Below are 21,269 nucleotides of genomic sequence, written 5' to 3'. Positions count from 1 at the left end.
CACCAGATTTTAAATTAAAAATATCCGCCTTTTTTGCGGTCTTCCATTGCGGCTTCGGTTACCTTATCGTCTATTCTGGTTTCACCGCGTTCTGAAATTCTGGATGTGGTAATTTCATGGATTACATCATCCAAAGTTGTGGCGCTGCTTTCCACAGCTGCAGTACAGGTCATATCGCCAACAGTTCTGTAACGGACTTTGCGTGTGGAAATACGGTCGTTTTCATCGATCTGGATGAAATCCGAAACTGCGATCAGCTGGCCTTCGTGCTCGAGGACTTCCCGTTCGTGTGCAAAATAGATAGATGGCAGCGAAATATTTTCTTTTCTGATATAATTCCAGACATCAAGCTCCGTCCAGTTTGAAATCGGAAAAACCCGTACATTTTCACCTTTATGAATTCTTCCGTTATAAATATTCCAAAGTTCCGGCCGCTGCAGTTTTGGTTCCCACTGTCCGAATTCGTCACGTACCGAGAAAAATCTTTCTTTTGAGCGTGCTTTTTCCTCGTCCCGGCGGGCGCCTCCAATACAGGCATCAAAATTAAATTCTTCGATAGTATCCAAAAGGGTGTGAGTCTGAAGCCAGTTTCTTGAAGCAAATTTGCCTTTGGGCTGTGTGAGTTTTTTCTCGCGGATGGTGTCTTCAACTTTTCTCACAATCAGTTCCGCTCCGATTTCTTTGGCGAGATGATCTCTGAAGATTAATGCTTCCTTAAAATTATGCCCGGTGTCGATATGCACCAGCGGAAATGGAATTTTCATTGGTGCAAATGCCTTTTGGGCAAGATGTACCAAAGTGATTGAATCTTTTCCGCCACTGAAAAGCAGCGCAGGGTTTTCAAACTGTGCCGCCACTTCGCGCATAATATAAATGCTTTCGGCTTCGAGCTGTTCCAGATAGTCCAGTTTATATTTTTTCATTGTAAAATTTCAGGGTTTTTAAGGGCTTAATACTGTGCTCTGCAATAAAAATTTACTGCTTACTTTGAATGCAGGCCACATTCTTTCTGAGATTCTTCCCACCACCATCTTCCGGCTCTTGGATTTTCTCCAGGCTCTATGGGTCGGGTACATGGCTTGCAGCCAATGCTGATATACCCCTGCCGGTGAAGTGGCAGTTCCTGCACTTTATTTTCCTCAATATAGTTCAGTACATCGTTGTAAGACCAATTTATCAGAGGATTAAATTTGTACAGGTTTCTCTGCTCATCAAACGCCAGCATTGGCATGTGTTCCCGGTTTTCCGACTGCTCGGCACGTAAACCCGTAATCCATACCTTTGCACCTTCCAAAGCACGGTTCAGCGGTTTTACCTTCCGGATGTAACAGCATTCCTTTCTGTTTTCCAGAGAGTGATAAAAGGCGTTGATACCTTTTTCGTTCACATATTTCTCTACATCATCACTGTTGGGGAAATAAACTTCGGTCTTGATTTTATATTTTGAATTATTGTTTGCCAGGAGTTCATAATGTTCATAAAAAAGACGTCCGGTATCTAAAGTGAACACCTTTACCGGCAGTTCATTCCTGAAAATGACATCCGTAATGACCTGATCTTCCTGACTAAGCGAAGTGGAAAAAACAACACCTTCCGGCAAGAGTTCTGTAATTTGTTTCAAGCCTTCAAGAAGTGAACTTTCCTCGATTTTTCTTATGGTATCAGCTGTGAACATTATAATTTTTTTGCGCAACAAATGTAGGATAAAATTAATAATCCACAAAATTAGTAGACTATTGCGGCAAAAAAAAGGTCAGTCGGTTAAATCCAAAAGAGTTTTCTTTTCTAAAATCGCCAAAGAAGCATCTCTAACCTCAATAAGAACGTCGTGCAAGCCGCAGTGGTCTTCGTTACAGTTTTCACATTTTTCGTAGAAATTAAGGCTCACGCAGGGAATCAGTGCGATAGGACCGTTGCTGATTCTTATGACTTTTGCCAAACTTACATCTTCCGGATTCTGCTTCAGGAAATAGCCGCCGCCTTTACCTTTCTTGCTGTCGAGAATATTGGCTTTTTTGAGTTCAAGAAGAATATTTTCAAGAAATTTTATCGGAATGTTTTTCAGCTGTGCGATTTCCGAAATCAAAACAGGACCTTTGTTTTTATGCTCTGCGAGATAAGAAAGCGCCTTGAGCGCATACTGTGATTTTTTGGAAAGCATTATTTAGAGTACTTTTGCAGGAACCAAATTTAGCAAATGTTTTCAAAACAAGAGGCGCAGCAGCTGAAAAAGGAATTCTGGACGGCTTTCGGGAAATCGTTTCCCAGGAAATGGATTTTGTATGATACCAAGATCAAGGATTTTTCATTTAAATTTTCAGCCGACAACAAAAAAGCCGAAGTTTCACTCGATATCGAGATGAAGGATGAGCTCTTCCGTAATGCCTACTACGAGAAGATTTGGTCGCTGGAAGACATGCTGAAAGATTATGTAGGTGAATTCAGCAAAGATGAATTTTACACTTTAGAAAACGGTAAAATCATCAGCAGGATATGGGTTGAAAAGAGCGGTGTCTCAATCTTCAATAAAAATACCTGGCAGGAAATCTTCGAATTTTTTGTTGAAAAAATGGACGGTTTTGAAAGATTTTATTTTGATTTTGAGGATTTTATTAAAGATGTTTAAAAAGCTCAGCATGACAAAAACTGAAAACCACAACGAGCTTATAAAGTCTTAAAATTATTTACTGAATCTTCTCTTCCTCAACCAGAAAAATAACGCACCTAAAAACCCGATAATCGCCAAAGGCAGAAGGAGATTCAGCCATTGCCATTGCGCTTTTTCTTCGTTAATCCGTTGTCGGTCGAGGAGTCTTGCTTCGATATTCCGGTTCCGGAGTTCCATCAGGTTGCTGTCGTCCAGCAAATAGTCCAGAGCATTTTTTAGAAACTGCTCATTGCCAAACTGCTGGTTTGTAAGCAAATCAAAACCCAATGGCAGCGGTTCGCCTTTCAAAACTTTGTTTCTGCCCACATCGCCGTCGGCGATCACAATCATTTTATTGTTTTCGCTTTCGGGCTTGAAGTTTGGAAACGTATTTCGTTCAGATCTCGCGGCATAACCGGAGCTGAATTTTCCTTCCAGTGAAACTGCAAAAATTTTCGGCGTGGTTGGTTTTTCATTTTGTCCCAGGCTGTCCACGGAAGCTATTTCCTTTAAGTCCACATAGTTAGGGACTTGTTTCAGCAGGGTTTTCTTACTGGATTCATAAAGCACATTCGTTTTGATTCCGGGTCTTCCCAATGTGTCGATAGAGGTAGGAAACTCGAATTTTACGGGATTGATGTTGTTGGTAACCGGATTTTTACTTTCAGCAATACCCAAAGGAAAATACGGCCACGGCAGACTTGTAAACTGCGGATTTCCCTGAACTTCCCCCGTGACCAAACGTAAAAGTGCGAATTTCTGTACATCTTTTACCAGCGCAGGATTGATCCTGAGACCAAAATTGAAAAAGAAATCAGTAAGGTTATTATCAATCGGATACGCCATTATTTTCTTATTTTCGGAAACGTTCAGCGTGTCCATTTCCGCATTCACGGCGTCAATCATCCAAAGGGTTTTGCCGCCATTCATGATGTATTGGTCCAGAATCACTTTTTCGCCGTCGGTAAAAGGCTTTCTGGGTTTCGCGATAACGAGGGCATCAAATTTCTTAAGTTTTGGAATGTCTGGTAAGGTAAGCTCCCCAGTCGTTGTCGGAATTACGGGCCCCACATTGTAATTTTCGAGCGCCATATTGACAAATCCCCGGAATTCGTCGGGCCTCAGTTCTTCCTGATTTACGAGGATTCCAATACTTTTTTTATGTTCCTGGGTAATTGATTTTATGTTTGAAACCAGATTGTATTCAAGACTCTCAATTGATCTGTTAATCTGCTGATCCAAATCTGAACCGGTTTGCTGAGAGATCAGCGAATGCGAGGAACCATAACCGTCGTATTTAAGGACTGCATAAGGAAAAATGATGATTTCTGAAATTTTACCGTCCTTCATATCAGACAGTTTTGAAGGCTGCATACCCATCGCCACCAGCGTGTCCTGAGACATTTTGGTTTTTAAAGGATCAATAAATTTATAATCGATTTTCGGATTAATTTTTCTGAATTCTTCCAGCATGAATTTCGCTTCATTCCTCAACTGTTTGAAGTTTGCCGGGAAGTCGCCTTCAAGATAAACTTCAATGGTCAAAGGTTTTTTGACGGCTTTTAAAACTTTTACCGAAGAATCGGAGAGTGTGTAGCGCTTTTCTTTGGTCAAATCGAAACGTGTAGAAAACAGTCCGGCCGCTCCTAGTAAAAGGACTGCAAATAAAATGATATATGGCAAATGTTTCTTGTTCATTCGTAAAATTCAGAAGTTATTTTTTCTTCTTTACAAAATAGGTTGCCAGGCACAGGCAGATGAAAATGACCAAAGCGAAGTAGAAAACATCCTTCGTATCAATCAAACCACGGGAAAAACCTATGAAATGCTGGTAAAACCCAAGATTTGAAAGCCAGAAATCTGCGCCGCCCAAAAGTTTGTAGCTCGCCAATTGTTCCACCCCAAAGTAAAGAATGAAACACATAAACACGCCCAGCAAATAAGCCATAATTTGGTTCTGTGATAATGCTGAAGCCAGGATTCCGATGGCTGCAAAAGCTGCAATAAGTAAAACCACGCCAAAATAGCTTCCTAAGGTTGCGCCCATATCCATATTGCCGGCGGGCACGCCCAAAACATAAATAGTATAAATGTAAACGAGTGACGGAATAATGCAGAATATCCCCACAATGCAAACCGAGAGAAATTTCCCGGCAACGATTTCAGAAATTTTCAAGGGTTGAGAGAAAAGCCAGTGCAGTGTGCCGGTTTGCTGTTCCTCAGCGAAAGATCTCATCGACAGGGCAGGGATGATGAACATCAGCAGCCACGGACAAAGTGCAAAATAACTTTGCAGCGAGGCAATCCCAATATCGAAAATATTGGAATCGTTATCAAAGAAAAAGATAAAAAGCGTTCCAATAAGGCTGAATGCCCCGATGATGATCCACGCGCTCCAGTTCCCAAAATAGCTCCACAGTTCTTTTTTTAGTATAGCAGTCATTATTTAATCACTCTTTTAATTCCATTTTTCAGGATACTTTCATTAAAATTAAAAATCAACCCCGGTTCTTAATTGCCAAACTTAAGATATATCAGTGTTTTTGTAATATGATTGCTGGTGCTGCTTCAACGGTTTTTGATACTAAAACAATCTTTTCTACAACTAAAACATCAAACCTCTGTCGATGGTATAACCTTCATTCTTTAAAGCGAGGATTTCTTGAGAATTCTGCGGTCTTTGTGCTAATCTTTGCGGCCTTTGTGTGGGTTCTTAGCATTTACAAGTTTTACAATCATCATAACCGTAATCACCAAAACGACAAATCCTAGAATTAATTGCCACCAATATGCAATGACCGCTGATTTTAAAATGACCGTGAAAACCACTAAAAACAAAAGGAAGGTTGCAATCTCATTCGCCTGGCGAAGTTTGATATTGGCACTGTTCAGTGTGCTGCCATTCAGATCTCTGATCTCAATTACTTTTTTCCAGCACCAGTGATGATAGATGAAAAGAGCGGTCAGAAAAGTCAGTTTCAAATGAAACCAAGGCATTTTCAGCAGTCCTGTATTTAAAAATATCAAAGTAAGCCCCGACGCGAGCATAATTACAAACGCCGGTACCGTGATGATATTCCACAACCTTCTGGCCATAAAAACATATTGCCCGCGAAGTACTTTTTGCTTTGTTTCATCAAACTCGTCCGTATCTTTGTAATACACGAAAAGCCTTACCAGATAAAAGATTCCGGCAAAATAACTGACCATGAAAATGATGTGAACCGCTTTTAAGATCGTGTAAAGCATCTTTAAAAATTAGTGATGCAAATATAAGGTTTATTGAAGAAGGTGCTAATCCTCGAATTCCACGTAAACTTTTTCGCCAACATTCATTCCGAAAAGCGTTTTGGCGCCGTTGTTTTTATTGCCTTTGTAAATGCAGAGCTCCAGCAGTGCCGCTTCATTGAATGCTGCAACGGCTTTACCGTGGTAATCCCGTTCTTCTTCCCAGATTTTCACGAAATCGGTGTGGTTGTTATACACATTCGACATCACGTAATTTCTGAATTTTACGGTAAAAGCACTGTGATTGGATTTTATTTTCTCGAAAAATTTCCTGCTGATGTTGGAGACCAGATTTCCAAAATTATCGATATACATAACCTCGCCGATAATCATTTTTTCGCTTTCATTGTGAACCGCCCGGGGGAAGGAAAGATCTTTGGCTGTCGTAATTTTCCTGCCGATAACTTCCGGAACGCCGCCATTCGAAAGGTGAACTGCTGACGGAACGAAGATGTCGATGGTCGTGGAATTCACTTCATCATCAAAACGGTTATTAAGAGTGATTTCGTAAATAGCCTCAGGATTCATATCAAAAAAAATCAGACTCAGCAGTCCATTGTCAGCAGCGATGAAATAGTGGCCGTCCGTTTTATAAATAATACTTTTTACCTCTTTTCTGTAGAAGCTGTCTACGGAAATAATGTGCACGCTGCCCTGGGGAAAATATTTGTAAGCATTCCTTACAATATAAGCGGTTTGCAGCAGGTTGTAGGCCTCAATCTCGTGAGAGATATCGGCAATTACCGCAGTGCTTTTTTGGGTAAGTATACTTCCTTTGATAGCAGCAACACGGTAATCGGTAAGTCCATAATCGGATGTTAGGGTAATCACGGGCATTGGGCAAAAATAACAAATAAAACGCTTTTCTGAAAATCAGAATTTGTGGAAAACTATTTGCTGCAAATTGTGTAAAATATCATAATTTTAAAAACCAAATAACAGAACGGAATATATGTTTGAACTGAATTACGAACTTTCGGGTATTGATACCAAAATTTTCTACGGTGTACAGAACCAAAATTTTAATCTGATAAAATCGAGTTTTCCAACTTTAAAAATAACCGGACGCGACAATTATATTTTTGCAATGGGCAACCAGGAAGCGCTCGATGTGCTGAAGCAAAGACTGGAAGACATTGCAGCCTTCATCTCCACAAACAACTCCATCACAATAAAAGATGTAGAAAATATCCTTAAAATAAAAGACGAAACCGAAAAACAGCTGGTTTTTGATCAGGATATTATCGTAAAAGGCGTAAACGGGAAAGTGATCAAAGCCAAAACGACCAACCTTAAGAAACTGGTAAAAGAAGTTGAAAAGAAGGATATGGTTTTCGCCATTGGTCCTGCCGGAACAGGAAAAACTTATACCAGTGTGGCCTTAGCTGCAAAAGCACTGCGCGACAAGGAGGTTAAAAGAATCATTCTCACACGTCCCGCCGTGGAAGCCGGCGAGAGCCTCGGATTTCTTCCTGGAGATTTAAAAGAAAAGCTTGACCCTTATTTACAGCCGCTTTATGATGCGCTCCGTGACATGATTCCGCACGAAAAACTTGAAGGTTTTATCGAGAAAAAAGTGATTGAAGTGGCGCCTTTGGCATTTATGCGGGGCAGAACGCTGGATGAAGCCTTCGTAATTCTGGATGAAGCTCAAAATACAACGCATTCCCAAATGAAAATGTTCTTAACCAGAATGGGAATGAATGCGAAATTCATCATCACCGGTGATCCAAGCCAGGTCGATTTGCCATTAAAACAAAAATCTGGCTTGAAAGAAGCGATGAGAATCCTGAAAGATGTCAATGAAATTGGATTTGTACACCTCACAGAAGAGGATGTTGTAAGGCACCCGGTTGTGAAAAAGATTATCTTAGCATACAACAACGAAGAAAAAAGGATGCGGGAGGAGTAATTATCAAATCCTCAAAATCTGGAGATTTCAGACCCTGAATCTTTAGTTTAAACGTAGGCGCTCAATAGTCTGTTAGCTAAATTTTTACATCAATTACTTGCTTTTTGTGTTTAATAATGATTAATAGTTTATTATAATCAAAAGCCATATTTTATTATAAAATTCACAATAAAAAGTTGGCTGGTATCACATTAAGTGTTATTTTTGTTTTGTTAACAAGAAAAAATTAACCATTATGAAAAAATTATTTTTAGCCGGTGCCTTTGCACTTTTAGGCGCTGTTTCCTTGAATGCACAGGCTTCAGGATATCCTAAATTGGGATTCCATGTGGGATTGATAACTGGTGACGCTGCTGATGTGTCTAGCTTTAATGCTGGAGCTGATGTTGCTTACCTGTGGAATATGGGTTCAGGGTTTGACCTTGGTCTTACATCGGGTTATTCACATTATTTCGTAAAATCAGATTACAGCGATTATGTTGATGGCGCAGGAGTAATTCCTATTGCTGCTACTGCAAAATACACGGTTGCACCAAATTTCTTCCTTGGAGCAGATTTGGGTTACGCACTGGAGACCGCAAAAGATTCTGATGGCGGATTCTATTATCAGCCAAAAGTTGGTTACGAGAGCGGAAATACAGAATTTTATCTTGCTTACAAAGGAATCAGCAATAACGGATCGATAGGTTCTGTAAATGTTGGAGTAGCATTCAAACTTGGACAATAACTTATCCAAAAAACATGTCATTGAAATCCCGGTTAATCCCGGGATTTTTTATTGAGTTATGTGCTGTTGGCATAAAAAATCCCGAATCAAAGATTCAGGATTTTTCATGTCAGTAAGTTAATTTTCATCTTCCGAAAAGATTGCCGCCCATTCCCGGCATTCCGCCAGGTCCGCCCATTTTCTGCATCATCTGCATCATTTGTCTGCCTTGTGGCCCCTGCATCATTTTCATCATTTTACCCATTTGGTCAAACTGCTTCATCAACTGATTTACATCTTCAAGTTTTCTTCCGGAACCTCTTGCGATTCTTTTCTTGCGGCTCATATCGATGAGGGATGGCTTTCTTCGCTCTTCCGGCGTCATGGAGTGGATGATGGCTTCGATATGTTTGAATGCGTCATCATTGATGTCTACATCTTTAATTGCTTTTCCGACTCCAGGAATCATGCCCATGAGATCTTTCATATTTCCCATTTTTTTGATCTGGTTGATCTGCTTTAGGAAATCATCAAAGCCGAATTCGTTTTTAGCAATTTTCTTGTGGAGTTTTTTTGCTTCTTCTTCATCAAACTGCTCCTGGGCTCTTTCAACAAGGGAAACTACGTCACCCATCCCCAGAATTCTGTCGGCCATCCTTTCCGGATAGAACAGGTCGAGCGCTTCCATTTTTTCTCCTGTGGAAATAAATTTAATCGGTTTTTCCACTACGGAACGGATGGTTAGTGCGGCACCACCACGGGTATCACCGTCTAATTTTGTAAGTACAACGCCGTCAAAATTTAGTGCATCATTGAAGGCTTTAGCGGTGTTCACGGCGTCCTGACCGGTCATGGAATCCACTACGAAAAGCGTTTCCTGCGGCTTGATGAAATAATGCACGGATCTGATCTCGTTCATCATCTGCTCATCAATTGCCAAACGGCCGGCGGTATCTACAATTACGACATCGTGATTGTTTTGTGTCGCGAATTTCACAGCATTTTCTGCAATCGCAGAAGGATTGGTGGCGCCTTCTTCGGTATAAACAGGAACATTCACTTGGCTTCCGAGAACTTTCAGCTGCTCGATTGCAGCTGGCCTGTAAACGTCGCAGGCAACAAGTAAGGGTTTTTTGCCTCTTTTTGTCTTTAAATAGTTCGCAAGCTTACCGGAGAAGGTTGTTTTACCTGAACCCTGCAAACCGGCGATAAGAATGACCGTTGGTTTCCCGGAAAGGTTGATGCCTTCCTGCGAGCCGCCCATCAGGTCAACCAATTCATCATGAACGATTTTGGTCATCAGCTGGCCCGGCGTTAAACTGGTAAGAACGTTCTGTCCCAAAGCTTTGTCCTGAACGCGTTTGGTGAGGTCTTTGGCAACCTTGTAATTCACGTCGGCATCAACCAAGGCACGGCGGATTTCCTTCACGGTTTCTGCTACGTTGATCTCGGTAATTTTGCCGCGGCCGGCAATATTGTGTAATGCTTTATCTAGTTTTTCCTGTAAACTGTTGAACATATAATTTATTTAAGGACTGCAAAAATAAGGAAATATTTGTGTTTTTAAAATGTTCATAGCTAATCCTTTCCGAAGATTGAAGATTTTTCTGTATTTTAAAATATTTGGATTTAAGTTATCTTTGCATAAATCAAATTTAATGTCTGAAAAAGATTTAAAAAAAGACGGTTCTTCAGAAAAAGACATGGCAGATTTTGCCAAAAGCGGAATCCGTCAGTATGGAATTTACTCAGCAATCGTTTTCCAGATGCTGGGAACGATGGGGCTGGCGTTTTGGGGCGGCAAAAAACTCAACGACCATTATGGGATTGAAAATAACCTGCTTACGATTGCCATTGGTTTTATAGGAATGGGTCTGGCTTTTTATAACCTTTTGAGGCAACTGAAAAACGTACAGAAATGAAGCTGAATTTTACAAATAATAACCTGCTGATTGCCTTGTATTTTATAATGTTTGCGGTGCATTTTCTGTTGTGGCAGTGTTTGGGAATCGGTTTTGAAACCACCCTGATCCGCTATTATTTTTTTCTGACCATTCTGTTTATGATGGTGCTTACCATTGTTTCCATCTTTAAAAAAATATATCCTGAGTATCTTGGTTTTGTATTTTTGGGATTGGTAATGTTCAAGCTGGCGATGGTTTTCATCATCCGCAAAAAGCTCAATATCACGGAGATTCCGAACTATAAATTCCACTTTATTCTGCCTTATCTTTTTTCGCTTTTTCTGGAAACTGTTTTCACCGTAAATATGATCCGATCGGCAGACAAAAAAGACCCTGAAAAAGATGAAAAAAATCAGTAAATATTAGTTTTTATATTAGGATTATTTATCCTATTTTTGCAAAACTTTAAAAAGAGATACAGCAATGCTGAAAAGAGTAATACTTTTAGCCGGATTTTTATCCATTTTTTCACCTTCTTTTGCGCAGGATCACGCGGTTGCCACAACCACCACGGCCACAGTTGTCAAAACTGAAACTGCTGCTCCGATGGATGAGAGAGAAATCACCAAGCAGGAAAACAAAGACTTCATCAGCCATCACCTTTTAGATGCGCACAGCTTCGACATCATGGTCGAGAAAAAAGCAGACGGTACGGAACATCACATCGGTTTCCCACTGCCTGTTATTTTTTATGATAAAGCAAACGGGCTGCACTCTTTTATGAGTTCTAAATTTCACCACGGGCAGCAAATGAAAGATGCTCACGGTAAAAAATACAGTGTAGTAGAGAGTAAAGGCCAGAAATATGCGCTTTACCACGAAAAAATCTATAAGACTGATGCCAGCGGTACCATCAATTTAGATGACAAAGACCACGCGACCAATGAAAAGGTTCTTGACCTTTCTATCACCAAAAGTGTGATGATGATCCTGATCACAGGCTTGCTGATGATTTTGATCTTCGGCGGTATGGCAAAAAGCTACAGGAAATCTCTTGTTCCAAGCGGCGCAGCAAAACTTTTCGAACCTTTGATTATCTTCATCAGAGATGAAATCGCTAAACCGAACATCGGCCCGAAATACAAGAAGTACGTCGGTTACCTTTTAACGATTTTCTTCTTTATTTTATTTCTGAATATTTTTGGTTTGATGCCTTTCGGAATCAACGTGACAGGACAGCTTGCGGTAACTGCAGCTCTAGCAATCTTTACGTTCATTCTTACACAGTTCACAGCCAACAGGAATTACTGGCAGCACATTTTCTGGATGCCGGGCCTGCCGTTGCCAATGAAACTGGTAATGATGCCAATTGAGATTATCGGGATGTTCATCAAGCCGTTTGCGCTTCTTATCCGTCTCTTTGCGAACATGACCGCGGGACACATTGTAATTATGTCGCTGATCGCGATGATCTATTTCTTCAAGAATGTCATCGCCGGTATAGCGTTCCCGTTCCTTACTTTCGTTCTTTATTTACTTGAAATACTGGTAGCATTCCTTCAGGCTTATATCTTCACGATGCTTTCTGCGGTTTACTTCGGTATGGCAAATGAAGAACACCACCACGAAGGCGAGGCAGCTCACCATTAAGAAAAAGATTTTAAACAAAAACAAAAAACAAATTTTTTAAATTTTTATATTATGGAAATTCCAAAATTAGTAGGTGCAGGTTTAGTAGTAATTGGTGCTGGTATCGGTATCGGTAAAATTGGTGCTGCCGCTTTAGAAGGTATGGCACGCCAGCCAGAGCAGTCTGGTAAACTACAGACAGCGATGCTTATTGCTGCTGCACTTGTTGAAGGTCTTGCATTTGCTGCTCTTTTCGCAGTTTAATTTTAAGACATTCTTAAAAAACTTCACCTGCCGCAACGGTTGGTTCCGGCAGGTGATTTTTAAAAATTTAAATTAAAACAACTATTTATATCTTATGGGATTATTAGAAAATTTTTCGTCAGGATTATTTATCATCCAATCAGTAGTTTTCCTGATTTTACTATTTGTTCTTGGTAAATTCGCCTGGAAGCCCATTCTTAATGCAATCAACGAGAGAGAAGTTTCTATTCAGGATGCCCTGAACCAGGCTCAGCTTGCAAGAGATGAAATGAAGAACCTGAAGGCTGAGAACGAAAATATCATCCGCGAGGCAAAAGCTGAAAGAGATGCTATCTTGAAAGAGGCAAGAGAGATAAAGGAAAAAATCGTAGCTGAAGCTAAAGACGCTGCAAAAACTGAAGGCGACAAAATGATTGACCAGGCAAGACAGTCTATCCAGGCTGAGAAATCTGCTGCCATGGCTGACATCAAAAGCCAAATCGGTGCTTTGTCTGTAAATATTGCAGAGAACATCCTTCAGCAGAAACTGGACAGCAGCGAAGCTCAGAACGCTTTAGTTGAAAATTATTTAAACAAATCTAATCTTAACTAATAATGCTTACATCCAAAGTAGCAAAAAGATATGCGCAGGGTTTGCTGGATTTCACAGAGGAAACCGGTAATACAGCGTCTGTTTTTGCTGAAATGAAGGACGTGGTAAAAGTGATGAAAGACAGCAAGGAGCTGAATTCTTTCTTCGCAACACCTTTCATCGACAGTAAGAAGAAGACTGCTGCAGCTTCTGAAATTTTCAAAAACTTTTCACCAGTAGCCAAAAACCTGATCAGCCTTGTCATCAAGCAGGGAAGGGAAACCCACCTGAAAGATATTGCCCAGGAATTCATTAATAAAGTGGAAGATATGCAGGGAATCCAAAGAATTACGCTTACCACTGCAGCACCGCTTTCAGACGCGAATATCGATGAGATTATTAAATCTTCCGGTTTGGTAAAATCTCAGAATTTTGACCTGCAAACCAATATCAATCCAGATGTTTTAGGAGGTTATATTCTAAGAGTTGGCGACCAGCAGGTAGATGCTTCGGTGAAAAACAAGCTGAATAAATTAAGAAAAGATTTCCAAGTTAATTAAGAAAAAACAACCAAAATGGCAGAAATAAATCCAGCAGAAGTATCAGCGATACTGAAGCAGCAATTAGCAAATTTTGATACTCAGTCCAATGTAGAGGAAGTAGGTACAGTACTTCAGATTGGTGACGGTATTGCCCGTGTTTACGGTTTAGAGAACGTACAGTATGGTGAACTTGTAAGATTCCAGAGCGGAATTGAAGGAATCGTTTTGAACCTTGAGGAAGACAACGTAGGTGTGGCACTTCTTGGTGAGTCTAAACTGGTAAAAGAAGGAGATACGGTAAACAGAACCAACAGAATTTCATCCATCAAAGTTGGTGAAGGCATGCTGGGAAGAGTTGTAGATACCCTCGGAAACCCAATCGACGGTAAAGGCCCAATCACTGGAGACCTTTATGAAATGCCGCTCGAAAGAAAGGCACCGGGAGTAATTTACAGACAGCCGGTAAACGAGCCGCTTCAAACAGGTATCGTTGCGATCGATTCCATGATTCCTGTAGGAAGAGGACAGAGAGAGCTTATCATCGGTGACCGTCAGACTGGTAAAACTACCGTTGCTATTGACACCATTTTGAACCAAAAGGAATTTTATGATGCTGGTAAACCGGTTTACTGTATCTACGTAGCTGTAGGTCAGAAAGGATCTACCGTTGCACAAATTGTAAAAACTCTCGAAGACAGAGGAGCGATGGCTTATACAACTATTGTTGCAGCTAATGCTTCCGACCCTTCTCCCATGCAGGTTTACGCGCCGATGGCGGGTGCTGCAATCGGGGAGTTTTTCCGTGATACAGGCCGTCCGGCTTTGATCATTTATGATGATTTGTCTAAGCAGGCGGTAGCTTACCGTGAGCTTTCTCTTCTATTGAGAAGACCACCGGGACGTGAAGCTTATCCGGGTGACGTATTCTACCTTCACTCAAGATTATTGGAGAGAGCGGCTAAAATTATCGCTGACGACAATATCGCAAAGCAGATGAACGACCTTCCCGAGTCTTTGAAACCAATGGTAAAAGGTGGCGGATCGCTTACAGCGCTACCGATCATCGAGACTCAGGCTGGTGACGTATCTGCATACATCCCAACGAACGTAATTTCGATTACCGACGGACAGATCTTCCTGGAATCTGATTTATTCAACTCAGGTGTAAGACCGGCGATCAACGTAGGTATTTCGGTATCAAGGGTAGGAGGTAATGCTCAAATCAAGTCGATGAAAAAAGTATCAGGTACTTTGAAGCTGGACCAGGCACAGTACAAAGAGCTTGAAGCGTTCGCTAAATTCGGTTCTGACTTAGATGCGGCAACACTTTCTGTAATCTCTAAAGGTGAAAAGAATGTGGAAATCCTTAAGCAGCCGGTAAACTCACCACTTCCAGTAGAAAATCAGGTAGCCATGGTTTATGCCGGTACTGAAAACCTTTTGAGAAACGTTCCTGTAAGAAAAGTGAAAGAATTCATGAAAGAGTATGTTGAATTCCTTAAGACAAAGCATCCGGAAACTATGGCTGCGATCAAATCAGGAAAAATCGACAACGAAGTTACAGACGTTCTGAAATCAGCTGCGGCAGATTTAGCAGGAAAATATAACTAATTAATTAGTTTCAAGTTTCAGGTTTCAGATTCGGATTAAGAATTTGAAACCTGAAACATAAAAACTTGAAACAAAAATTACAGAATGGCAAATTTAAAGGAAATACGCGGAAGAATTACTTCGATCAGTTCTACAATGCAGATTACCAGCGCAATGAAGATGGTAGCTGCAGCAAAACTGAAAAAAGCTCAGGATGCAATCGTAATGCTGAGGCCATATTCAGAAAAATTGACTGAACTTATAGAAAATGTAAGTGCAAATACTGATCTTGAAGAAATTTCAACCTATACTTTAGAGCGCGAAACCAAAAGAGTTCTTTATATCGTTGTGACGTCGAATAGAGGTTTGGCCGGAGCTTTCAACTCTTCTGTTGTGAAAGAACTGAACCATCAGCTTGCAAATTCGTCTTACGAGAATGAAATTCTTGCAGTTGGTAAGAAAGCTTACGATGCGGTGCGTAAAAACAGAACGGTTTATGATAACCAAAGCGCAGTTTTCGACCATTTGAGCTTTGATAAAGTTGCAACATTTACCGAGCATGTAATGAAAGATTACAGAGAAGGTAAGTTCGACAAAGTTTATGTGATCTATAACAAGTTCATCAACGCCGCTACTCAGCAGGTGATCACGGAGCAGGTACTTCCGATTTCAATTCCCGAAAAGAGAGAAGATACCAATACCGATTATATCTTCGAACCAAGCAGCAAAGAAATTCTGGAGAATTTGATTCCAAAATCAATCAAGACACAGGTTTATAAAGCTGTCCTGGATTCAGTAGCTTCTGAGCACGGCGCAAGAATGACAGCGATGCACAAGGCGACTGACAACGCACAGGCTCTTAAAAATGAACTTGTAATTAATTATAATAAAGCAAGACAGGCCGCGATTACCGGTGAAATTCTTGAAATTGTTTCCGGTGCGGAGGCTCTTAAAGGTTCGTAAAGCCGTTTACAATAAAGATTTAGAAGCCGTTTCACAACCAGTGAAAACGGCTTTTTTTTTGCATTGTTACTTCACCTCCTGATGTAGAGATGTTCGTTTGCCCCATCCTGAACCAACATCATTTGATTTTAAGACATTTTACGGTAAATATCTGATGGGAATTTTGAAACTCTGTCTTTAAAAAAAAGTTTATCTTTGCAGAATATTGTTTATTTAAACCATTAAATGGATTCGGACATACTTAAGCTGTTACTGGCTTTATTTTTAGTATTACTCAATGGCTTTTTCGTAGCCGCAGAATTTTCAATCGTTAAAGTTCGTTACTCACAAATCCAGCTGAAAGCCGCAGAAGGAAATTCTATGGCAAAACAGGCAGAGCATATCATTAAACATCTTGATGAATACCTTTCTGCAACACAGCTCGGCATTACATTGGCATCACTTGCCCTTGGTTGGGTTGGAGAAAGCGCAATGCACCATGTCATCGAAAAGCTGTTCCATTATTTTAATTTTGCAATCGATCAGGCAACCATTACAACGGTTTCCTTAGTACTAAGTTTCCTTTTAATCACGGTGATGCATATTGTTTTTGGTGAGCTTATCCCAAAATCAATCGCGATCCGTAAAGCTGAGCCAACAACAATGGCGATTGCTGTTCCACTGAGGGTCTTCTACACGATTTTCAAACCGTTCATCTGGACGATGAACCAGATGTCAAATGCTTTTTTAAGGCTTGTGAAAATACACCCGGCCTCAGAACAGGAAATCCATTCAACGGAGGAATTGCAGCTTTTGGTAAAGCAGTCGGCTGATTCAGGTGAAATTCAGGAAGAAAACTACGAAATCATTAAAAACGCCTTTGACTTTACAGACCATTCTGCAAAGCAAATCATGGTGCCCAGACAGAACATCCTTTCTATTGACATCGAAGATCCGGTGGAGGAAATTATGACCCGCATTATGGACAGCGGTTACTCCAGAATTCCGGTTTATGAAGATTCGATCGATAACATCATCGGGATTTTATACACTAAAGAAATCATCCGGGAATATATCAGAAGAAAAGGCAATCTGGACCACGATGATCTGAAAGGTTTGATGCGCGAAGCGTTCTTTGTGGTTGGCAGCAAGAAAATCTCTGATTTAATGAAGGTTTTCCAGCAGAAAAAACAGCATTTGGCGATCGTAATCGATGAATTTGGCGGCACTGAAGGAATCATTACTTTGGAAGATATTCTGGAAGAACTTGTGGGTGAAATTCAGGATGAGGAAGATGATGAGGATAGAATCGTCGACAAAGTGTGTGATAATGTATACTGGGTGCAGGCAACGCAGCCTTTGGAAGAAATTAACGAAAATTTGCCTAAAGAATTTCCACTTTCTGAGGAAGGCGAATTCAATACGCTTGCCGGTTATATTTTGCATGCACTGGAAGATATTCCCGAAGAAAATCAGGAATTTGATATGAATGGTTATCATTTCAAGATTCTGAAAATGAATAATAAAAGTGTAGAGCTGGTGGAACTGGTTTATGATGGGCCAAATCTCACTGAAGATGTAGCCGAAGAAATGGGCGATCTTTAATTTTAAAAAAACAAATGAACAGACGATTTTATAATATCCGCGATTACGAAAATCCGCAGCGCGAGTACGAAGAAGAAGTTGCGGTACTGGAAGAAACGGACGAAGAAAATAAACTGGTTTTGTGGAATGACGATGTGAATACTTTCGATTTTGTGATTGAATGCCTCATCGAAATCTGCGGACATACCCTCGAGCAGGCTGAACAGTGCACGATTCTAGTACACTACAAAGGAAAATGTACGGTAAAAACCGGCAGTATGGAAAAGCTGAAACCCATGCATGAAAAACTTCTGTCCCGAGGATTAACATCAGAAATACAATAAAAAACACCGAAAATTTCCGGTGTTTTTCTTTTATTCCCCAACCTTTTTAGAATGGATAACCAAAGGCAAAATTAAGCGTCGGTTTCCAGGTGCTTCCTATGACCCAGCGTTCTCCGAGCGGCTTGTTGGGATCGTGAACTTTCCAGGCCGCGTCTAACCTGAACGTTAAATATGCGACATTGATTCTGAGCCCAACACCGGCACCAACTCCCATTTGCGAAAGGAATTTATTAAACTTGAACTGGTCTCCGAAACCGCTGTCTTTCAAACTCCAGATATTTCCGGCATCCACGAACGCAGCACCTTCGTACATTTTGGTAAATGGGATTCGGTATTCAACATTTGTCGTAAGTTTTACATTATCCATAACGAAAGCACGCACTCTTTCATCAAGTTGGGAATCTGCCGGGCCTAATCCGCCAAAAACACGCCATGCCCTGATGTCATTTGATCCACCATTAAAATATGAACGGATGAATGGCATTTGGGTTGAATTTCCATAAGGAATCCCGATCCCGATGAACTGCCTCAGCGCGAGGGTATGCTTGTTGTCAAAAAACTGAAAGTACTTTCTGACATCAAAATCAAATTTTACAAATTGTGAGTAAGGGACTTTGAAAACCGTCTTTTGCGGGTTTTGCGAAGCGATACCTTCATTTTGTGTAGTTTTTGCAATCAGTCCAAAAATATTCCCGGAGGTTTCAATTTTCCCGTTGAAATAGAAAGGATTAACCTGATCTTTTTTACCGATTTCATTATAAATATAGTTGTAAATCAGTGATGAAATCAGTACATCCTGGGTTTGACGGTCTTTGTTGATAAGCGACTGGCGGAAATTATTGAACAAATCCAGGCCTTCACCCGTAAGCGCTTGCTGGAAACCACTGTCCTGCATAATGATGGAGGACACCTCATCCGATTCTATGCTGCCACTTTGAAACTGCTGCCAAAGTGTTGGCGAATAATATTCGAACATTTTATCTCGGTAAAGCCGGTCATTAGGGAAGAAGTCGTAATATTTATCTTTGTTTCGCGTGAGGCTTAACTGTGTATTGAAAATTGAAAGTTTATGCGTCACAATATCGTTCACATTCGCAAAATAATTAAGCCCTGTATTGAAGTTGAGCCTGCCCATACCGATATTGTCCTGTACCGATACCCCCAAATTGATATTTGAAGTAGGGGAATATCTCTTCGGGATCAGCCTCCAGTAACTGAATGGAAGCAGGAGCCTCGGAAAACTTAAATTACCCTGTAGTGACGCTTCGTATGCAAGTACTCTGCGGTCAAGATTTTTTGAACTTTTCACGCTGCCAACGATGCCTGAAAGACCAACTGTCAGGTTTTCAGCGCCACCAAAAATATTTCTGGAGGTTAAATCCACGGAGGGGGCCAGACCAACATTCAAAATCTGAGAATAAGTCAGGTCACCGGCAATTCTGAAATCATATTTAGCTAGCGGCGCGAGATAGTAGGAAACATCGATGATGCTGTCAGAGCCTTTTCTCAGTCCTTCCTTATAATCAATGATGTTAAAATTATTCATCGAAGAGATGTTCCTTTTGGTAAGGTCAAAATTTCGCTGATCATAAACTTTTCCGGTTTCCAGAATGATCGGCCGCCAGAGGGCCCTCGTCTTATACTGGTCATCCAGTTTATAGAAGGTAATCCCACGAAGTGAGTCCTTCACCGTATCCACGGTATCTGAAAGTTTCTCCAATACGTGAACTTTTATATCACCTATTGTGGCTTTTTTGTATGGTGTGCCCAGCGAATCTTTCCTTACATCCATTACCAGAGGCACATTTTTGCGGCTCAGCAAAGTATCTGCGGTGAAATATATTTCTTCGTTGGAACTATTGAATTTGTAGTACCCGTTGTCACGCATCTGCTGGGTAATACGCCGAACCTCCTCCTCAAGCTTGGTTTGATCCAGAATGTCGCCTGCCAAAATATGACTTTTTTGATATTGACTTTCGTAGATTTCCTTTACTTTAGGATCGGGAATATCGTAGTAATATTCTGATATGATGGTTGGGTCGCGATGTTTAACCAAATAATCAACGGTGGCTTTCTTAGCCGCTGAGTCGAGATTATGTTTAAATTTTACATCAGCATCCCAGTAGCCACGGTACACCAGCCTTTTGCGTATCACGTCGGCGCTGCTTTCTGTTTTCGACTGGTCCAGGATTACCGGTGGTTGGCCAATAGTGTGCAGAAAACGGTCTACAAAAAGGTTTTTACCTACATCTTCCGGCATACCATATTTTATAAGCAGCGAGTCTCTGAGCTCACGGTTTCTTATTTCCCGCGGATAGGTCATATATTCAGCTAACATCGTATCGTATTTGGGATTGGCCGCATTGTACATCCAAAGTCTTACCGGAAAAAGAAAAAATGCTTTCCTGTTGGGTTTCTGGCCTACATAATCCGGAAGTTCATCGCTGTGTGCCTTGCTGTCCTCGTATTTAAAATTATTTTTAACGAGGAGGAAGTCACCATCCGGAACTTTTTTGGTAGTACTGCAGCCATAAAGAACACCTAATGAAGTTGCAACTGAAAAAAATATGTGATACTTTTGAAGATAATTCCTGAAATGCTTACCGCTCATACTATAAAAGTTATACAGTCTCTAGATAAAAAGAAGTTCAGACAAAAATACAATTTGTTTTTGGTTGAAGGTAACAAAATCATCACAGAACTTCATAATTCCAGATATAAAATTAGGGAAATATTCTCCACAAATCCCTTTGATGATAATCTTATAAAATTTAGTAATAATCTGATAGCCGAAATAACACAGCGTGACCTACAAAAAGTCAGTTTTCTACAAAATCCAAAAGATTCAGTAGCGCTTTGCGAACTGCCGGCATCGCATGAAAAAGCGACAGATTTAAATATAGTTCTCGACGGAATTCAGGATCCCGGGAATTTAGGGACGATTATCAGGTTGGCTGACTGGTTTGGGATTGATCAGATTGTCTGCAGTGAAGATACGGTGGATGTTTACAACCCTAAAGTCATTCAGGCCACCATGGGCTCATTTACCCGGGTTAATGTGGTTTATACCAGTTTATCCGAATTTCTTGGCAGTACGGAACATATAAACTTGGGAACAGACATGGATGGCAAAAATATCTACGAATTTAGTTTTCCTGAAAAATTCAATTTAATTCTCGGAAATGAAGGTAACGGCATGCGTCCTGAAACTGAATCGCTCCTGCATCAGAAAATAACCATTCCAAGATTCGGAAAAAATAAATTAACCGAAAGCCTGAATGTATCAATGGCTGCAGGTATAATTCTGGGTGAGATATTTTCAAAGCGCTAAAGTTTTTAGCAATAA

General features: G+C 40.6%; 23 protein-coding genes. 14 read left to right on the top strand and 9 right to left on the bottom strand.

Features of this window, described 5'->3' with window-relative positions; all coding sequences use genetic code 11:
- Positions 1-14: 14 nt before the first annotated feature.
- The 3 genes from cysD to CKV81_RS02205 all read right to left on the bottom strand — a co-directional run bounded on the left by cysD (position 15) and on the right by CKV81_RS02205 (position 2,161).
- On the bottom strand, positions 15-923 hold the full coding sequence (cysD, locus tag CKV81_RS02215; protein ID WP_095069983.1) for a sulfate adenylyltransferase subunit CysD: 909 nt from the start codon (positions 921-923) through the stop codon (positions 15-17).
- 59 nt (positions 924-982) lie between these two features.
- Entirely contained in the window at positions 983-1,675 is a 693-nt protein-coding gene (locus CKV81_RS02210) for a phosphoadenylyl-sulfate reductase (RefSeq protein ID WP_095069981.1), read from the bottom strand.
- 78 nt (positions 1,676-1,753) lie between these two features.
- Positions 1,754-2,161, bottom strand: a complete 408-nt coding sequence (locus tag CKV81_RS02205) for an RrF2 family transcriptional regulator (RefSeq protein WP_095069979.1) — start codon at positions 2,159-2,161, stop codon at positions 1,754-1,756.
- A gap of 36 nt (positions 2,162-2,197) precedes the next feature.
- On the opposite strand from CKV81_RS02205, the gene CKV81_RS02200 reads away from it, so the two are divergent.
- On the top strand, positions 2,198-2,626 hold the full coding sequence (locus CKV81_RS02200) for a DUF4268 domain-containing protein (RefSeq protein WP_095069977.1): 429 nt from the start codon (positions 2,198-2,200) through the stop codon (positions 2,624-2,626).
- A 54-nt stretch (positions 2,627-2,680) separates the two neighbouring features.
- On the opposite strand, the gene gldG is transcribed toward CKV81_RS02200, so the two are convergent.
- The 4 genes from gldG to CKV81_RS02180 all read right to left on the bottom strand — a co-directional run bounded on the left by gldG (position 2,681) and on the right by CKV81_RS02180 (position 6,772).
- On the bottom strand, positions 2,681-4,345 hold the full coding sequence (gene gldG, locus CKV81_RS02195; protein ID WP_169842760.1) for a gliding motility-associated ABC transporter substrate-binding protein GldG: 1,665 nt from the start codon (positions 4,343-4,345) through the stop codon (positions 2,681-2,683).
- Positions 4,346-4,361: 16 nt separating this feature from the next.
- Positions 4,362-5,090, bottom strand: a complete 729-nt coding sequence (locus tag CKV81_RS02190) for an ABC transporter permease subunit (RefSeq protein ID WP_095069973.1) — start codon at positions 5,088-5,090, stop codon at positions 4,362-4,364.
- 242 nt (positions 5,091-5,332) lie between these two features.
- The gene (locus CKV81_RS02185; protein ID WP_095069971.1) at positions 5,333-5,896 is read right to left on the bottom strand and encodes a CopD family protein; all 564 of its coding nucleotides are present in this window, start codon (positions 5,894-5,896) and stop codon (positions 5,333-5,335) included.
- 45 nt (positions 5,897-5,941) lie between these two features.
- Positions 5,942-6,772 (bottom strand): SAM hydrolase/SAM-dependent halogenase family protein, encoded by an 831-nt coding sequence (locus CKV81_RS02180; protein WP_095069969.1) that lies wholly within the window; start codon positions 6,770-6,772, stop codon positions 5,942-5,944.
- A 115-nt stretch (positions 6,773-6,887) separates the two neighbouring features.
- Between CKV81_RS02180 and CKV81_RS02175 the strand changes: the two genes are divergently transcribed.
- Both CKV81_RS02175 and CKV81_RS02170 read left to right on the top strand, forming a co-directional pair.
- A complete protein-coding gene (locus tag CKV81_RS02175; RefSeq protein WP_095069967.1) occupies positions 6,888-7,847 on the top strand; it encodes a PhoH family protein in 960 nt (319 codons plus the stop codon).
- A 235-nt stretch (positions 7,848-8,082) separates the two neighbouring features.
- On the top strand, positions 8,083-8,574 hold the full coding sequence (locus CKV81_RS02170) for a hypothetical protein (protein ID WP_095069965.1): 492 nt from the start codon (positions 8,083-8,085) through the stop codon (positions 8,572-8,574).
- 124 nt (positions 8,575-8,698) lie between these two features.
- On the opposite strand, the gene ffh is transcribed toward CKV81_RS02170, so the two are convergent.
- Positions 8,699-10,072, bottom strand: a complete 1,374-nt coding sequence (ffh, locus tag CKV81_RS02165; protein WP_095069963.1) for a signal recognition particle protein — start codon at positions 10,070-10,072, stop codon at positions 8,699-8,701.
- 139 nt (positions 10,073-10,211) lie between these two features.
- On the opposite strand from ffh, the gene CKV81_RS02160 reads away from it, so the two are divergent.
- The 10 genes from CKV81_RS02160 to CKV81_RS02115 all read left to right on the top strand — a co-directional run bounded on the left by CKV81_RS02160 (position 10,212) and on the right by CKV81_RS02115 (position 17,923).
- Entirely contained in the window at positions 10,212-10,475 is a 264-nt protein-coding gene (locus CKV81_RS02160; RefSeq protein WP_198409826.1) for an AtpZ/AtpI family protein, read from the top strand.
- A complete protein-coding gene (locus CKV81_RS02155; RefSeq protein ID WP_095069961.1) occupies positions 10,472-10,876 on the top strand; it encodes a hypothetical protein in 405 nt (134 codons plus the stop codon). The genes CKV81_RS02160 and CKV81_RS02155 overlap by 4 nt, the downstream gene beginning before the upstream one ends.
- Before the next feature lie 64 nt (positions 10,877-10,940).
- Positions 10,941-12,107 carry a F0F1 ATP synthase subunit A gene (atpB, locus tag CKV81_RS02150; RefSeq protein WP_095069959.1) on the top strand — a complete coding sequence of 389 codons (1,167 nt, stop codon included), beginning with the start codon at positions 10,941-10,943 and terminating at the stop codon, positions 12,105-12,107.
- Positions 12,108-12,158: 51 nt separating this feature from the next.
- Positions 12,159-12,350 carry an ATP synthase F0 subunit C gene (gene atpE / locus CKV81_RS02145; RefSeq protein WP_095069957.1) on the top strand — a complete coding sequence of 64 codons (192 nt, stop codon included), beginning with the start codon at positions 12,159-12,161 and terminating at the stop codon, positions 12,348-12,350.
- Between the two features lie 94 nt (positions 12,351-12,444).
- Positions 12,445-12,942, top strand: a complete 498-nt coding sequence (locus tag CKV81_RS02140; RefSeq protein WP_095069955.1) for a F0F1 ATP synthase subunit B — start codon at positions 12,445-12,447, stop codon at positions 12,940-12,942.
- A 2-nt stretch (positions 12,943-12,944) separates the two neighbouring features.
- On the top strand, positions 12,945-13,481 hold the full coding sequence (gene atpH, locus CKV81_RS02135) for an ATP synthase F1 subunit delta (RefSeq protein ID WP_095069953.1): 537 nt from the start codon (positions 12,945-12,947) through the stop codon (positions 13,479-13,481).
- Between the two features lie 15 nt (positions 13,482-13,496).
- Complete coding sequence (gene atpA, locus CKV81_RS02130; RefSeq protein ID WP_095069951.1) at positions 13,497-15,074, top strand: F0F1 ATP synthase subunit alpha; 1,578 nt, start codon at positions 13,497-13,499, stop codon at positions 15,072-15,074.
- An 84-nt stretch (positions 15,075-15,158) separates the two neighbouring features.
- Positions 15,159-16,016 carry an ATP synthase F1 subunit gamma gene (atpG, locus tag CKV81_RS02125; RefSeq protein WP_095069949.1) on the top strand — a complete coding sequence of 286 codons (858 nt, stop codon included), beginning with the start codon at positions 15,159-15,161 and terminating at the stop codon, positions 16,014-16,016.
- A 225-nt stretch (positions 16,017-16,241) separates the two neighbouring features.
- Complete coding sequence (locus CKV81_RS02120) at positions 16,242-17,600, top strand: hemolysin family protein (protein WP_095069947.1); 1,359 nt, start codon at positions 16,242-16,244, stop codon at positions 17,598-17,600.
- 14 nt (positions 17,601-17,614) lie between these two features.
- Positions 17,615-17,923: an ATP-dependent Clp protease adaptor ClpS gene (locus tag CKV81_RS02115; RefSeq protein ID WP_095069945.1), complete on the top strand. Its 309-nt coding sequence runs from the start codon at positions 17,615-17,617 to the stop codon at positions 17,921-17,923.
- Positions 17,924-17,969: 46 nt separating this feature from the next.
- Here CKV81_RS02115 and tamL read toward each other — a convergent pair whose 3' ends face one another.
- Positions 17,970-20,534, bottom strand: a complete 2,565-nt coding sequence (tamL, locus tag CKV81_RS02110) for a translocation and assembly module lipoprotein TamL (RefSeq protein WP_095069943.1) — start codon at positions 20,532-20,534, stop codon at positions 17,970-17,972.
- Here tamL and CKV81_RS02105 point away from each other — a divergent pair.
- A complete protein-coding gene (locus CKV81_RS02105) occupies positions 20,520-21,254 on the top strand; it encodes a TrmH family RNA methyltransferase (protein ID WP_095069941.1) in 735 nt (244 codons plus the stop codon). The genes tamL and CKV81_RS02105 overlap by 15 nt on opposite strands.
- The last annotated feature ends 15 nt before the right edge of the window (positions 21,255-21,269 follow it).

The sequence above is a fragment of the Chryseobacterium taklimakanense genome (assembly GCF_900187185.1).
GTDB classification, from domain to species: domain Bacteria; phylum Bacteroidota; class Bacteroidia; order Flavobacteriales; family Weeksellaceae; genus Planobacterium; species Planobacterium taklimakanense.
This window is presented reverse-complemented; position numbering and strand designations above follow the sequence as displayed.